Origin of the sequence: Brevundimonas viscosa, assembly GCF_900116065.1 — a bacterium.
Lineage (GTDB): Bacteria > Pseudomonadota > Alphaproteobacteria > Caulobacterales > Caulobacteraceae > Brevundimonas > Brevundimonas viscosa.
In genome coordinates this window covers 99163-113963 of record NZ_FOZV01000007.1, presented here as the reverse complement: position 1 = coordinate 113963, position 14801 = coordinate 99163, and the positions used below count along the sequence as shown (strand labels likewise).

General features: G+C 71.1%; 14 protein-coding genes. 1 reads left to right on the top strand and 13 read right to left on the bottom strand.

Going from position 1 to position 14801, the window contains the following annotated elements; all coding sequences use genetic code 11:
- Positions 1 to 2: 2 nt before the first annotated feature.
- On the bottom strand, positions 3 to 638 hold the full coding sequence (locus BM333_RS13015) for a hypothetical protein (protein ID WP_143105825.1): 636 nt from the start codon (positions 636 to 638) through the stop codon (positions 3 to 5).
- Positions 639 to 738: 100 nt separating this feature from the next.
- Here BM333_RS13015 and BM333_RS13010 point away from each other — a divergent pair, with 100 nt between their 5' ends.
- Positions 739 to 2973, top strand: a complete 2235-nt coding sequence (locus tag BM333_RS13010) for an adenosylcobalamin-dependent ribonucleoside-diphosphate reductase (RefSeq protein WP_092312450.1) — start codon at positions 739 to 741, stop codon at positions 2971 to 2973.
- A 43-nt stretch (positions 2974 to 3016) separates the two neighbouring features.
- Here the strand turns inward: BM333_RS13010 and BM333_RS13005 are convergent, their stop codons facing one another.
- The 12 genes from BM333_RS13005 to ccoO all read right to left on the bottom strand — a co-directional run bounded on the left by BM333_RS13005 (position 3017) and on the right by ccoO (position 14799).
- On the bottom strand, positions 3017 to 4213 hold the full coding sequence (locus BM333_RS13005; protein ID WP_092312447.1) for an alginate export family protein: 1197 nt from the start codon (positions 4211 to 4213) through the stop codon (positions 3017 to 3019).
- 71 nt (positions 4214 to 4284) lie between these two features.
- The gene (gene nirK / locus BM333_RS13000; RefSeq protein ID WP_092312444.1) at positions 4285 to 5325 is read right to left on the bottom strand and encodes a copper-containing nitrite reductase; all 1041 of its coding nucleotides are present in this window, start codon (positions 5323 to 5325) and stop codon (positions 4285 to 4287) included.
- Between the two features lie 300 nt (positions 5326 to 5625).
- Positions 5626 to 6141: a YcnI family protein gene (locus BM333_RS12995; RefSeq protein WP_092312441.1), complete on the bottom strand. Its 516-nt coding sequence runs from the start codon at positions 6139 to 6141 to the stop codon at positions 5626 to 5628.
- 11 nt (positions 6142 to 6152) lie between these two features.
- A complete protein-coding gene (locus BM333_RS12990; protein WP_092312438.1) occupies positions 6153 to 8189 on the bottom strand; it encodes a TonB-dependent receptor family protein in 2037 nt (678 codons plus the stop codon).
- 115 nt (positions 8190 to 8304) lie between these two features.
- Positions 8305 to 8703, bottom strand: coding sequence for a SirB2 family protein (locus tag BM333_RS12985; protein WP_092312435.1), 399 nt, complete (start codon positions 8701 to 8703; stop codon positions 8305 to 8307).
- 37 nt (positions 8704 to 8740) lie between these two features.
- On the bottom strand, positions 8741 to 8896 hold the full coding sequence (ccoS, locus tag BM333_RS12980) for a cbb3-type cytochrome oxidase assembly protein CcoS (protein WP_092312432.1): 156 nt from the start codon (positions 8894 to 8896) through the stop codon (positions 8741 to 8743).
- The gene (locus tag BM333_RS12975) at positions 8893 to 11064 is read right to left on the bottom strand and encodes a heavy metal translocating P-type ATPase (RefSeq protein ID WP_092312429.1); all 2172 of its coding nucleotides are present in this window, start codon (positions 11062 to 11064) and stop codon (positions 8893 to 8895) included. Before BM333_RS12975 ends, ccoS begins: the two co-directional genes overlap by 4 nt.
- Positions 11055 to 11519: a FixH family protein gene (locus tag BM333_RS12970; RefSeq protein ID WP_092312426.1), complete on the bottom strand. Its 465-nt coding sequence runs from the start codon at positions 11517 to 11519 to the stop codon at positions 11055 to 11057. The genes BM333_RS12975 and BM333_RS12970 overlap by 10 nt, the downstream gene beginning before the upstream one ends.
- Positions 11516 to 13006: a cytochrome c oxidase accessory protein CcoG gene (gene ccoG, locus BM333_RS12965; protein ID WP_092312423.1), complete on the bottom strand. Its 1491-nt coding sequence runs from the start codon at positions 13004 to 13006 to the stop codon at positions 11516 to 11518. Before ccoG ends, BM333_RS12970 begins: the two co-directional genes overlap by 4 nt.
- Positions 13003 to 13899 carry a cytochrome-c oxidase, cbb3-type subunit III gene (gene ccoP / locus BM333_RS12960; RefSeq protein WP_092312419.1) on the bottom strand — a complete coding sequence of 299 codons (897 nt, stop codon included), beginning with the start codon at positions 13897 to 13899 and terminating at the stop codon, positions 13003 to 13005. The genes ccoG and ccoP overlap by 4 nt, the downstream gene beginning before the upstream one ends.
- Positions 13892 to 14065: a cbb3-type cytochrome c oxidase subunit 3 gene (locus BM333_RS12955; protein WP_092312416.1), complete on the bottom strand. Its 174-nt coding sequence runs from the start codon at positions 14063 to 14065 to the stop codon at positions 13892 to 13894. Before BM333_RS12955 ends, ccoP begins: the two co-directional genes overlap by 8 nt.
- Positions 14062 to 14799 carry a cytochrome-c oxidase, cbb3-type subunit II gene (gene ccoO, locus BM333_RS12950; protein WP_092312414.1) on the bottom strand — a complete coding sequence of 246 codons (738 nt, stop codon included), beginning with the start codon at positions 14797 to 14799 and terminating at the stop codon, positions 14062 to 14064. The genes BM333_RS12955 and ccoO overlap by 4 nt, the downstream gene beginning before the upstream one ends.
- Between the last annotated feature and the right edge of the window lie 2 nt (positions 14800 to 14801).

Below are 14801 nucleotides of genomic sequence, written 5' to 3'. Positions count from 1 at the left end.
TTCTAGGCGGCGGCTTCGGGCCTGACCTTGTTCGGGGACAAGATGACCGCTCCGTATGATTGCGGAGCGGTGTCGCCGATACCTGCGTCCTCCAGCCGCATCCGCTCGGCGAGGGCCCGGTCCACCTTCAGGCAAAGGACGTAGAGCAGCCGCCATACGGCGCAGGCGTGCGCAGGCGCCTCATAGCCGCGCGTCGATCGACGGAGCGCCTCGAGCCGGGCGGCCAGAATCCCGTGATCTTCCTTCAGGCCGGCCGCGAGCGCCGACGGCGCCCCCGGGGCGCTTCGGGCGAAGGCTTCGTGAGCGTCGTGAGCCTCGAGATCCTGGAGCAGGTCGTCGAGCTCGTCGACGAGCCCGTGCGGCCACAGATCGTCGGTCCGGTGGGCGCGTTCGCCGGCGCGGGCCAGGGCGACCGCGTCCTCCAGTCGCCGACGGATCGCCTCGCCCTCCTCCCGCAGCAACCGGGCCAGCCGGCGCTCCGGGTCTTCACTCGCCGGACAGTCGATCTCGATCAGCGTGCTGAGACCGGCGTTGAAGACGGAGCGGTCCACAGCGTCGCATTGGCTGACGCCCCATCGCTCCAGCGTCTCCGCCTGCGGATCTTGTCGGGAAGTCTTGTCGGAACGGTGGGAGGCCATGAAGCGAAGTCTGCCGGGATCGTGATGCCGCCACATTGCGCCGGCGCAAGTTCGCCGCCCGTGGAATCGGTCAGCCTGTTTCGTCCCGAAGGAGGACAGCATGGCGTTCGACAATCCCCTGGCCGCCGAGATCTGGCGCGGCAAGTACAGCTTCCAGCCGCCCCAGGGCGGCGGCGACGAGTCGATCGGACAGACGTGGGCGCGGGTCGCCGCCGCCGTCGCCGAGGCGGAGGCCCCCAAGGCGCGCGCCCGCTGGCGCGAGCGCTTCGAGGACGCCCTGACGGATTTCCAGTTCCTCCCCGCCGGCCGCATCCTCGCCGGCGCCGGGACGGGCCGAAACGTCACCCTGTTCAACTGCTTCGTCATGGGCACGGTGCCCGATGACCTCGGCGGCATCTTCGAGGCCGTGCGCGAGGCGGCCGTGACCATGCAGCAGGGCGGCGGCGTGGGCATGGACTTCTCCACCATCCGCCCCTCCGGCGCGGCGGTGAAGGGCGTCGGCGCCGACGCCTCCGGCCCGCTCAGCTTCATGGACGTGTGGGACTCCATGTGCCGCACCATCCTCTCGGCCGGTCAGCGGCGCGGCGCCATGATGGGCTGCCTGCGCATCGACCACCCCGATATCGAGGCCTTCATCGACGCCAAGCGCGACCCGGCGCGGCTGCGCAATTTCAATGTCTCGGTGCTGGTTCCCGACGCCTTCATGCAGGCGTTGCAGGCCGACGGCGACTGGCCGCTGGTGTTCGGCGGCGAGACCTTCCGCACCGTCCGCGCCCGCGACCTGTGGGACCGGCTGATGCGCGCCACCTACGACGTGGCCGAGCCGGGCGTGATCTTCATCGACCGGGTCAATGAACGGAACAATCTCGCGGGCGTGGAGGTCATCTCGGCCAGCAACCCCTGCGGCGAACAGATGCTGCCCCCCTACGGCGCCTGCCTGCTCGGCTCGATCAACCTCGCGCGACTGGTCCCCCACCCGTTCTCGGCCGACGCCGAACTGGACGAGGCCAAGCTGGGCGAGCTGACCCGCACCGCCATCCGCTTCCTCGACAACGTCATCGACGTCTCCCGCTTCCCCCTGCCCCAGCAGGAGACGGAGGCGAAGGCCAAGCGGCGCATCGGCCTCGGCGTCACCGGCCTGGCCGACGCCCTGGTGTTCTGCGGCGCCCGCTACGGCGACGAGGAAGCCGCCGCCCTCACCCGCCGATGGCTGGGCGTGATCAAGCGCGAGGCCTACCGCGCCTCCGCCGAACTCGCCGCCGAGAAAGGGGCCTACCCGCTCTACGACGCCGCCATCCTCGACACGCCGAACCTCAAGGATCTCGACGAGGACACCCGGGCCCTGATCGCGAAGCATGGCCTGCGCAACGGCTGCCTGACCTCGATCGCCCCGACCGGCACCACCTCCCTGCTGGCCGGCAACGTCTCCTCCGGCATCGAGCCCGTGTTCGCCTACGCCTATACCCGCAAGGTGCTGCAGCCCGACGGCTCGAAGCGCGAGGAGGCCGTCGAGGACTACGCCCTGACGGTGTGGAAGCGCCTGCACGGCGACGCGCCGCCGCCGGAACACGCCTTCGTCACCGCCCAGACGCTGACGCCCGAGCACCACCTGCGCATGCAGGCGGTGGCCCAGGAGATGGTCGACAGCTCCATCTCCAAGACCGTCAACTGCCCCGAGGACATCGCCTTCGACGACTTCGCCGACGTCTACGTCCGCGGCTGGTCGATGGGCTGCAAGGGGCTGACCACCTACCGGCCCAACGCCGTGACCGGATCCGTGCTGTCTGCGGCCCCCGCGACCCCGGCGCCGGCTCCCGCGCCCGAAGGCCCGGTGCTCGCCGCCCGCGACGAGGCGCTGGACGGCCGCACCTACAAGATCAAATGGCCCGACAGCCCGCACGCCGTCTACGTCACCCTCAACGACGTCGAGGGTCCCGACGGGCCGCGCCCGTTCGAGATCTTCATCAACTCCAAGAACATGGAGCACTACGCCTGGACCCTGGGGCTGACCCGGATGATCTCGGCGGTGTTCCGGCGCGGCGGCGACGTGTCGTTCGTGGCCGAGGAGCTGAAAGCGGTGTTCGATCCGCGCGGCGGCGGCTGGCTCAACGGACGCTACGTGCCGTCGCTGCTCGCCGCCATCGGCGGGGTCATCGAGCGCCATCTGGCCCGGGACGCGGAAGCCTGCGCGGGCCACGAGGCTGCGGCCGAGGCTCCCGCCGCCGTCCCTGCCGCCGCCTCGAAGGCCTGCTGCCCCCGCTGCGGAACGCCCGGTCTGGTCCGCAAGGAAGGCTGCGACACCTGCTTCGAGTGCGGCTACTCGAAGTGCGGCTGAACCCGTCGGCGGGGCGGTCCGTCCGCCCCGCCGCTCGGGCCTCTCAGTAGCGGTACTCCACGCTCAGCCACGCCTTGGTGGCGTCCGGGAAGGCGACGTGGTCGCTCTCGAAACGGGCGCCCTTCACTTCAATCGACCAGTGGGCGTCGACCGGAACGGACGCCGACAGATCCAGTTCGCGGCCGAGGCGGAAGTCGCCGTCGGCGTCGTGGAACGCATGCGCTTCGGCCGTCAGCTTCACGGTCCGCCCGAAGGCCGGCCGGCTCAGCGATCCGCGCAGGAAGGCGTCCCGGACCCCGAAGGCGGGCGTCGTGGTGATCACGTCCGACCAGCCGAGAAAGCCGTGCCCGGTGCCCAGCGGAGTCTGGAAGCCTGAAACGCCGTCGCCATCGAAGCGGTCGTAACCGGCCGCGAGCGCCCACATGGGCGCCTGCAGCCCCACGGCGACCGACTGTAGGTCCAGGCGGTAGTCGACCGGATTGGCGCCGGCGTCGGTCTGCACGGCGTATTCCCCGGCCCAGGTCAGCGACAGCCCGTCGCGCACCGGCCGCGCTCCCGCCAGCCGCGCCCCGACCGTGGTCGAGGACATGGCCGGGGCGTTGTCGAGATCGATGGCCAGCCCGAAGCCCGCCAGCCGCCCGAGAGGCGTATCCGCCTCGGCCTGCAGCAGGTGGATGTCTCCGCGCCAGACGCCCTGCGGATGCTCGTGGCCGAGCGGCCGTTGCACCCGGTCGGCGAAGACGTACGTCGTCGTCACCGGCTTCAGCGCCGAACCGGTCACCCGCAACGCATCGAAGGTCTGCTCGTTCTGGCGCCAGCCCACGTTGCCGACGAATCGGCTGTTGCCGACGATCAGCCGCTGACGACCAACCACCACCTCGGTGTCCGGCAGGCCCGTCCAGCGCACCTGCGCCCGGTTCAGCTCAACCGTCTCCCCGTCCGGCACGGCCGGCCGGCCCGGGACCGGATCGACCGGCGCGCTGTAGCGGTCGTCGAGCACCGCGACCCCCTCGCCTTCCACCAGCAGCTGGAAGCCACTCACGGTGGGCGAGCGCCAGCCGAGCCGGGCCCGCAGGGTCAGGGCATGAGCCTGCCCGGCGAAGCCTTGCTGGTCCACCAGTTCGCTGCGCAGCCGGCTTTCGAACAGAACCTTGGCGCCGCTCTCGTCCGGCGTCTGGGCCAGCGCCGCAGCGGGCAGAAAAAAGGCCGCCAGGGCGGCGGCCGGCACGGCCTTGATCATGGCCACGTCTCCCGAAGAAAAAACGCGGCCGCCGGAGCCATCCCCGGCGGCCGCTCGCCGCAACAGCGCGGCTAGTGTCCCTGGTGCTCGGGCGTACCCGGGGGAACCTCGAAGATCTCGCGGTTCTCCGGTCCCTTGACCGTGATGATGCCCGCGGCCCCGCGCTCGGCGCGGCTCAGGGCGTGGTCGACCATGATGTAGTTGCCGGGGACCTCGAAGGTCAGGTCCACTACCGTCGCGCCCCCGGGCGGAACCAGCACGGTCTGGATGTCCTGGCTCGGGGCGCTGACCAGCGAGGCGTTGTCGTAGACGGTGTCGAAGATCTCGCCGATCACGTGGAAGCTCGAGATCTTGTTCGGGCCGCCGACGCCGAAGTAGATGCGGGCGGTGTCGCCCACCTCGACCTCAAGGGCCCGCTCGCCGGTCAGCGCCTTGAAGGCCCCGTTCATCACATAATAGGTCGGCTGCTCGTCCAGCAGGCGCTCGATGCTCTCGGTCAGCAGGCCCGGAGTGCCCTGAGCCTCCTCGGTATAGAGCTCGCCCTGCATGACGTAGAACTCGTGGTCGACGGCGGGCAGGCCGCCCTCGGGCTCGACCAGGATCATCCCGTACATGCCGTTCGAGATGTGCTGGGCGACCATGGGGGTGGCGCAGTGGTAGACGTAGAGGCCGGGCTTCAGCGCTTTGAAGCTGAACGACTTGTGCTCACCGGGCATGGCGTTGGTCGCCTCGGCGCCGCCGCCCGGTCCGGTGACCGCGTGGAAGTCGACGTTGTGCATCATCACGCTGTCCGCGGCGTTGGCCATGTTGACCTCGACGGTGTCGCCGACCCGGACGCGGATGAAGGGCCCGGGCACCCGGTTGTTGTAGGTCCAGTAGGTGTAGGTGGTGCCGTCCTCAAGCTGGCCGACGACCTCGGTGGTCTCGAGGTTGACGACGTGGCGACGCGGACCGGTCGCGGTCAGCGGGCCGGGCAGATCGTCGCCGCGCCGGACGATGTCGATGGCGGCGGGAGCCTCTGCGGCGGCCGGCGCGGGAGCGTCCTGGGCGACGGCGGCGCCGGCGACGAGCGCGGCGGCTGCGGCGGTGGTGAGGAGGGCGAGGAGTTTCATCTCTTTGGGTCTCCGGGGCGCTTCGATCGGCCCCAATGAGGTCCGTGTAGGAGCCCCCCGATCGGCCAACGTTGCGGGCCGACAACCTCCCCTCCGTGACACTACCGACCCTTGCCCTTCCGCGCCATTTCTTGAGTTTTTTCCGCTGCTTACACGGCGACGCCGCACCCTCCGTGCGAACACCTAGGTAGTCATACGGAGACACGTCTGGGTCGAACGCAAAAGAGGCCCGGGCGTCTTTCCCGGGCCTCTACGGAGAGGGTTGATGAAGGGCCCGGCGAAGGGCCGACGCGGCGGGAGTCAGTGATGCGGCCGCGCCCCCGCGGAGACCAGGTTCAGCGTCGCCGGCGGGTGCGCCGGGCTGGCGCCGTCCGGCCCGGCCGTCTCGTTCCACGCCACCACACCGCTCTCGCAGGTCTGGATCACGTCGAAGGCCAGCGGCCCCGCCGTATCCGGAAGTTTGGCGGCGAGGCCGAAGACATCGAACTGGTCGTCGGTCAGACGACCGGTCCAGGTGACCGCCGTCACACGCTCGGTGATCATCCGCCCGCCCTCGCCCGCCACCGGTTGCGCCAGCGGCGCCCGCTCAATGGCCACGGTCCAGCCGGGCTTGGGCTGCGCCCGGACGACGAGCAGCGCCTCGGGCATCTCCACCCGCAGCGACGTGGTCGGAGAGCCGTCGCAGCCGTGGCCCAGCCGCAGCTCGCCGGCCCAGTGGCCGCCGGCGATCGCCTCCTTCTCGGCGAAGACGGGATGGGCCGCGGCCGGCCCGGCGATGAGGCCGACGAGGCCGGCGAGCAGAAGGGCGTTGCGCATGGCGGGATCTCCTAGAAGCTGGCGCGGAGGCCGACGAAGGCCGAACGCCCCTCGCCCGGCCAGAACACGGCGGTGGAGGCGACGCGGGCGTCGGTCACCGCATTGGCGTTGGATGCGTAGATCTCGTCGGTGAGGTTCCGGGCGTCGAGGAATAGGGTCACGCCGGGACGGGCCGTCCAGGTGGCGTTCAGTGACCACACGGCGTAGCCGGGGCTCTCCAGCGTGTTGGCGTAGTCGACCCAGGCTCCGCCCGGAGCCCACTCCACCGCCGGCGCGATCGACCACACCCCGCGCCGGCCGAGGCGCAGTTCGGCGTGGTAGTGGTGCTCCGGCACCACCGGCAGCTGGTTGGAGCCATAGCGGCTGTCGCCGTGGAAGCGGAAGTCGGACCAGGCGTAGGTCTGGTGCAGATCCAGTTCGTAGTCGCCAGCGCGCAGGATGCGCCATTCCAGCCCCGCCTCGACCCCGCTGTGGATCGTCGGTCCGGCGTTGAAGGTGGCCGCCGGAATGTCCGGTCCCGGCAGGAAGGAGAGCAGTTCGTTGTCCACCTCCATCCGGTAGGCGGCCATGTCCCAGCTCAGAGCCCCGCGCCGGCCGCGCGCGCCGATCTCGTACGTCCACGCCTCCTGCATCTCGACCGGCACAAAGGCCGGGATCGGCGACTGCACCAGGGCGGCGAACGCCGGCGGCTCCACGCTGCGGGTGACGTTGGCGAACAGCTGCTGGCCGCCTTCGAACTCCCACAGCAGTCCGAGCCTCGGCGCGAACCAGTCGAAGTCGCGGGAGTCGCTGCGCGCCGGGTTCAGCCGGTCGGTGTAGTCGCGTGAGGTCCAGCCCGCGCTGCCGCCGGCGACCACCGCCAGCTGTTCGGTGACGAACAGCCGCCCCTCGGCGAAGACGTCCAGCGCGGTGGCTTCCTGCCGCGTGTCGCCCATCAGGGCGCCGCGCTGGCCGGCCACGTTCTGCAGCACCCGTCCGTCTAGTTCGCCCTGCCGCAGCCAGGCGCCGACGAACAGGTCGGCCTGACGCCCGCCGAGCGTTCCGGCCCAGTCCAGCCGGCCGAAGGCGCCGATGTTGAGACTTTCCTGGTCGATGACGATGGAGATCGGGTGGTCGAGGTCCTTCAGGGCGGCGTAGATTCCGCCCTCGAAGGTCCAGGCCTCATTCAGCCGCCAGTCCACTTGCACCGAGCCGCGCAGCGAGGTCATGTCGCGCCGGTAGTCGCGGGCGATCACGCCCGGCGCAGCCTGGTCCGGATCGGCCTGCAGCTGCGCCCACGTCAGGGCGCCGGGAATCTCGTTCTCGATGTCCGCGGCGCTCAGCAGCACCCGCACCTCGCGGTCCTCGCCCAGCGAGCGGCCGAGGTTCAGGCTCAGCCGCTGCGATTGCTGCGCGGAATGCGCCCGGGCGCCGTCGGCGGCCAGGAAGGTGGCCCCGGCCCAAACATCCCAGGCGTCGCCCTTGCGCGCCAGTTCGCCGTGGGCGCGGAAGGTGCCGAACGAGCCGCCCTCCAGCCGGACCTCATTGGCGGCCGGGGCGTTGCGGCCCGTCGGCGTGTTCAGCTCGATCGCCCCGCCCATGGCCGCGCCGCCGAAGCGAAGGGCGTTGCCGCCCTTGTACACCTCGATGTAGCGGGCGCTCAGCAGGTCGATCTCCTGGAAGTCGCCGAAGCCGTCGGCCTGGTTGAACGGCACCCCGTCCTGGGCCAGCACCACGCCCCGGTTGTGGATCGAGTTGCCGACGCCGGAGCCCCGGATCGACAGGCGCACGTCCTCGCCCCAGCGCTTCTGGGCGTAGACGCCGGGCGCGCCGTGCAGCGCCTCGCCGAGATGGGTGGCCAGGTGGTCCTGGTACGCTTCCCGGGCGATCACCGACACTGCGCCGGGCGTCTCCTGCAGCTCCGCGCGGGCGCGACGCGCCACGGTCGGATCTGCAGGGTCGATCATGGCGGTGACGACCACCTCGCTCAGTACGGTGGGCTCCTCCAGCGGTTCGGAGACGGCCGGCGCGCCCAGAAGGGCCAGGGCGGAAACGGTGGAGAGAAGCATGTCGACAGGCCAGGCGGGCGCGGCAGGATCGCCGCGCGCCCTTGTCGCGCCGCGGCGGCCGGCGCCGCTTGTCGCCGCGCAATCCGGCCGCTCCGGAATTGTCCGCTACGGGACTTTACAGACCCGCGAACAGCCCCAGCGGATTGTGCGCCCGGGCCACGCTGGCGATGAACAGGTACACGCCCGCCGCCGCCGCCCAGAAGCCGATCCGTACCCTCCTCGAGCGACCCCGCTTGAGGGCGAAGCTGCCCAGGCCGATGTAGACGCCCAGCAGCGCGACCTTCACCGTCAGCCAGGCGTCGGCGAACGGATACTGCTGGACGATGGTCATCAGCATCAGGGCGGCGGTGAGCAGGACCGTATCCACCGCATAGCTGGTCCAGCGGATCGGCCCCGCCATCACCCAGCGCTGGTCGAACAGGTTCAGCAGCAGGCCGCGCACAAAGAACAGGCCGCCGCTGGCGATCACCGCCGCGATGTGCACCTGCCGGATCTGAACGTAGAACTCTTCCACTGCCTGCGACCTTCCCGACGCCCGCCCTGCCGCGCCCTCAGGCGCCCGGGCCGTCCTCGTCCTCGATCAGGATGCGCTCGGCCGCGCCGCGCACGTCCTCGTACTGGCCGGCGCGCAGCGTCCACAGGAAGGCGACCACCGCCCCGATGCCGAGGGCGAGCGACAGCGGCGCCAGCACGAGCAGGATGTTCATCGACGGCCTCCCACGCGCAGCGCGTTGAGCGTGACCACCAGCGACGACCCCGACATGGCGATCGCCGCCACGAACGGATTGACGAAGCCCAGCATGGCCGCCGGCGCTGCGACGAGATTATACACCGCGGCGAAGCCAAAATTCTCCAGCGCCCGGTTCCGCGCCGAGCGCGCCACGTCCAGCGCCTCGACCACCGCGCCGAGTTCCGGACCGGACAGCACCAGGTCGGCGGCGTTCTGGCTGGCTTCCAGCGCCGACCCCGGCGCGATGGCCGCGTGGGCCCGCGCCAAGGCGGCGGCGTCGTTCAGCCCGTCGCCGATCATCAGCACCTTGCTGTTCGTCGACAGCCGATCCACCGCCTCCGCCTTCTCTTCGGGCGTCAGTCCGGCGCGCCAGTCGGCCACGCCGACCGCCGCTGCGGCCTCGCCGACAGCCCCGGCCAGGTCGCCCGACAGGATCTCCACCGTCAGCCCCCGCGCCTTCAGCGCCGCCACCGTCTCCGCCGTATCCGCGCGCAGGCGGTCGGCGAAGCGAAGACGCACCGGCGCCTCGCCCTCGACGCCGAACCACAGCTCCGTCTCGCCCTGCTTGAGGGTCGGAGCGCCGACGAAGGCGGCGCGACCGAGGCGGGCGCGGCGGCCCTCGACGAGGCCTTCCACGCCTTGCCCCGCATGCTCGACCACTTCCGTCGCGGTCGGCCCCTCTCCGGCGGCGCGCGCCACGGCGCGGGCCAGGGGGTGGCGCGAGGCGCGGGCCAGCGGCGCCACGCGCGCAACGGTCTCCGGGTCCGCCTCGACCAGTTCCGGACGCCCCTCGGTGAGCACCCCGGTCTTGTCGAAGACGACATGTTGGACCTCGGCCAGCCGCTCCAGGGCGGCGCCCGACTTGACCAGCACCCCGCGGCGGAACAGCCGCGACGAGGCGGCCACCTGGACCGCCGGCACCGCCAGCCCGAGCGCACAGGGGCAGGTCACGATCAGCACCGCCACGGCGCGGATCAGCGCCTCGCGCGGGCCCAGCCCCAGCGCCCAGCCGCCGGCGAAGGTCAGGGCGGCGACCGTGTGCACCACCGGCACGTAGAGGGCGGCGGCCTTGTCGGCCAGACGGACGTAGCGCGAGCGGTTCTGCGCCCCGGCGTCGACCAGCCGCGCGATCGCCGCCAACGCCGAGTCGTCCGACCGCGCGGCGGCCCGCAGCGTCAGCAATCCCGACAGATTGAGGGCGCCGGCGCGGCAGGCGCCGCCGGGGCCGACCGCTTCCGGCGCGCTCTCGCCCGTCAGCAGGCTGTTGTCGATTTCGGAGCGGCCGTCCTCCAGCACCCCGTCCACCGGAATGCGCTCTCCGGGACGCACGCGGAGGCGATCGCCGGGCCGCACATCGGCCAGTGGAATGGCCCGCTCGCGCCCCTCGCCGTCCAGGCGGGTGGCCGTCGGGGCCTGCAGGGCTAGCAGATCCGCGGCGGCGCTGCGCGCCTTGCCCCGCAACACATGATCCAGCCAGCGTCCCACCAGCAGCAGGAACAGCAGCATGACCGCGGCGTCGAAATAGGCGTCCCGGCCGTTCAGGAAGGTCTCGGAGAAGCTGATGGCCAGGGTCAGGATCACGCCGATGGAGATCGGCACGTCCATGTTGGCCCGACCCGCGCGGAGCGAACGCCACGCCGAGTCGAAGAACGGCATGCCGGCGTACAGGGCGCACGGCGCGCCGACGATCCCCGACAACCACATCATCAGGGTGCGCGTGGACGGCCCCAGCTCCTGGTCGAACAGGCCGGCCCACAGCGGCACGGAGAACATCATGGCGTTCATGGCGCCGAAGCCGGCCACGGCCAGGGCGATGATCAGCCGCCGGCCCTCGCGGTCGCGCTGGTCGCGCGCCTCGCGCGGATCGAACAGGGTCGCCTCGTAGCCGAGCCCCTCGAGGGCGGCGATCACCGCCGCCGGATCGGCCCGCCCGTCGGCGAAACCCACCGCCAGCTTGCCCAACGACAGGTTCAGCCGGGCCGAGGCGACGCCCGGCAGGGCCGCCACGGCCTTCTCGATCTTGGCGATGCAGCCGGCGCAGCGCGCCCCGCGCACCAGCAGGTCGACCCCGGCGCGGCCGTCGGCGTCGCGTCGGACGAAGGCGCCCATGTCGGGCGCGTTCGCCGCGTCCCAGGTCACGGCCATGTCAGTCTCCGGCTGGCCACGAAGTCGCGGCCGGCGGCGTCGCGGGCCGCGACGGCGGCGTCCCAGGTTCCGGAAAGCGTCGTCCGGGCGACGTAGAGGCCGGGCTCCGCCTCGGTCAGCGTCAGCCGCGTACGACCGTGCCCGGTGGCCGGCCGCTGCAGGTCGGCGCTGACGGTCAGGCCGGCCAGCGGCTGACCCGCCGCGTTGCGCATCCACACCGCCACCCCGTCCGGCCGCGCCTCGGCGGCGGCGCGCCAGCCCAGCTCGGCCTGGCGCCGCTGCCGCTCCAGTTCGGCGTTGTAGAGCAGGCCCGCCTCGTAGGGCTTGTTCGCCACCTGCCCGGGATGCGTGCGGTAGGCCAGGGTCAGGAAGGCCGCGTCGACCGCGATGATCAGACCGAAGAAGGCCGTCACCCCGACGCCGACATGCCAGCCCTTGATGGTGAAACCGCTCATCTCTGGTCTCCGAAGGTGAAGGCCGTCTGCACCAGCTGGCGTTCGTCGCCCGCGCGGACCTCGAAGGCCGCGCCTTGCTGGCCCTCGCCGACCTGTTCGTAGGGCACGGTGACGAAGACGCGGACCGGCGTGACCCGGTTCGGCTCGACCTCGAACCGCAGCGGCTCGCCGGCCGGCTTGCCCGGGCTGCGCAGCCGCGCCCCCTCGATCCCGGCGAAGCGCACCTCGACCGTCGTCGGCTGGAAGGTCCGGTTGGCGATCTTCAGGGTGTAGCCGTTGCGCACGGCTCCGTCGCTCAGTCGCACCATGGCCGGGTTGCGGTCGCGCAGCGCGTGGACGTCCAGCTCCTTGCGGCCGAGGAAGCCCCACACCATCACACCCGAGACCAGCGTCAGCGCGACAGCGTAATACAGCGTGCGCGGGCGGATCAGCTTGTGCTTCGGCTTCTCGCCCTTGGCCCGCGCGGCCACGGCGGCGTCGGTGTCGTAGGCGATCAGCCCCTTGGGCCGGCCCACCTTGACCATGATGTCGTCGCAGGCGTCGATGCACAGGCCGCAGTTGATGCACTCCAGCTGCGGCCCGTTGCGGATGTCGATGCCCATAGGGCAGGCGACCACGCAGGCGTTGCAGTCGATGCAGTCGCCCCGGCCTTCCCAGCTGTCGGACTTCTTGTGCGGCCCGCGCGGCTCGCCGCGGTCGTAGCGATAGGTGACCTGGAACGACTGGTCGTCCAGCATGGCCCCCTGGATGCGCGGCCACGGGCACATGTAGGTGCACACCTGCTCGCGCATGTGGCCGGCGAACAGATAGGTCGTGCCGGTCAGCACCAGACAGGAGACGTAGGCGGTGATCGGCGCCTCGCCGGTCCAGAAGGTCCGGATCAGCGTCGGCGCGTCGTGGAAGTAGAAGATCCACGCCCCGCCGGTGCCGAAGGCGATGCCGATCCACACCAGGTGCTTGCCGGTCTTGCGCCACGCCTTGTTGAACGACATCGGCGCGGCGTCGAGGCGCATGCGCGCGTTGCGGTCGCCCTCGAACATCCGCTCGACATAGATGTAGAGGTCCGTCCACACCGTCTGCGGACAGGCGTAGCCGCACCACAGTCGTCCAAACAGCGCCGTGGTCAGGAACAGGGCCAGCGCCGCCAGCACCAGCAGGCCGGTGATGAAATACACCTCCTGCGGCCACAGCTGGATCCAGAAGAAGTAGAACCGGCCGCCGTCGAAATCGACCAGCACCGCCTGGTCCGGCAGGGCGCCGGGGCGCTCCCAGCGGATCCACGGCGTGACGTAGTAGATGCCCAGCATGGCGATCAGCAGGGCCCACTTCAGCCAGCGCCACGGGCCGTGCACCAGCTTCGGGTAGATCGGGACGCGGACCTTGTAGAGTCCGGTCCCCCGGGCCTTCGCCCGCTGGCGCTCCGCCGCCGACACCGGGCCGCTCGAGGCGGCCGGCGTCTGGCGGGTCCGGTCGATGATCAGGGTCATGGCGCGGCCGCCGCTGCCCCCGCGTCTTCGCCCCCTCCGGCGTTGGCGTGGATGTACACGGCGAGCGCCTTGATCACGCCCGGCGAGAAGCGGTTCTCCCAGGTCGGCATGACGCCGTTACGGCCGTTGTGGATCTGGCCGGAGATCGACGCGCGGTCGGAGCCATACAGCCACTCCCGGTCCCGCAGGTTGGGCGCGCCCTGCAGCTGGTCGCCCTCGCCGCCGGGCCCGTGACAGGCGGCGCAGTTGTCGGCGTACAGCTGCGCCGCCCGCCCCGCCGCCGCCGCGTCGGCCTCGCGGCCCGAGAGCGACACGACGTACTCGGTCAGGTCGGAGATCTGGGCGGAGTCCAGCATCCGGTCGCGGCCGAAGGCGGGCATCATCGACACACGGGTGTCCGCGTGCCCGGCGCGGACGCCGACGCGGATGGTGTGTTCGATGTCCTGCAGGGTTCCGCCCCACAGCCAGACGTCGTCGCGCAGGTTCGGATAGCCCCGGGCCCCGGCGCCGCCGACGCCGTGACAGCTGGCGCAGTTGTCGCCAAACACCGACTGGCCGACGGCCAGGGCGTGGGCCTGCAGGTCGGGATCGCGCTCGATCTGCTCCAGCGAAGCATTGAGCAGCTGCGTCTCGCGTTCGCCGCGCAGGGCCTGCAGTTCGCGCAGGTCCGCGGCCACGTCCGCCCGGTCCGACTGGCCCAGCATGCCGCGCGTGTAGCCGCTGATCCCCGGCCAGGCCGGCATCAGCACCCAGTAGACGATCGAGAAGGCGATGGTCGCGTACCAGACCCACAGCCACCAGCGCGGCAGCGGGTTGTCCAGTTCGCGGATGCCGTCCCACTCGTGGCCGGTCGTCTCGACGCCGGTGTGTTCGTCGCGTTCGGGCTCAGACATCGTCGGCCTCGTCCTTCTCGAGGGGCAGTTGGGCGAGGCGGCGATAGGCCTCGCGGTGGCGCGGCAGCAGGGCCCAGACGACGCCCGCCACGAACATCACGCCGAAGTAGAGGGTCCCGCCCTGCTGGGCGAAGCGGGCCACGGTGTCGTAGTCGAGGCCGCTCATCGCAGGTTCTCCGGGCTTTCCGCCTCGTAGGTGCGGAAGTCGACCATGGTCCCCAGCACCTGCAGATAGGCGATCAGGGCGTCCATCTTGGTCAGGCGGGTCGGGTCGCCGTCGAAGTCGCTTTGGACCACGTTGGGGCCGTAGCGCTGGCGCAGCTCCGAGGTCTCGCTGGCGAACGGATCCACCTGGGCCTTCAGGTCGGCCTCCGCGTTCTCGATCTGGGCCGCCGTGTAGGGGACGCCGACCGCGAGCAGGGCCCGCAGACGTTCACGCGTGGCGTGGGTGTCGAGATCCTGGTCGGCCAGGAAGCGGTAGGGCGGCATGTTGGATTCCGGCACCACGGCGCGCGGGTCCTTCAGGTGTTCGACGTGCCAGTCGTTGGAGTACTTGCCGCCGACCCGCGCCAGATCCGGGCCGGTGCGCTTGGAGCCCCACTGGAACGGGTGGTCGTACATGCTCTCCGCCGCCAGGCTGTAGTGGCCGTAGCGCTCGACCTCGTCGCGCAGCGGACGGATCATCTGCGAGTGGCAGCTGTAGCAGCCCTCGGAGACGTAGATGTCCCGTCCTGCCTGCTCCAGCGGGGTGTACGGGCGCACGCCCTCCACTTCCTCGATGGTGCTCTCCACCCAGAACAGCGGGGCGATCTCGATCAGGCCCCCGATCGACACGGTGATGACGATGCCGATGACGAGCCACAGCGAGTGGCGCTCGAACTTCTGATGTCGCTTCCACATGG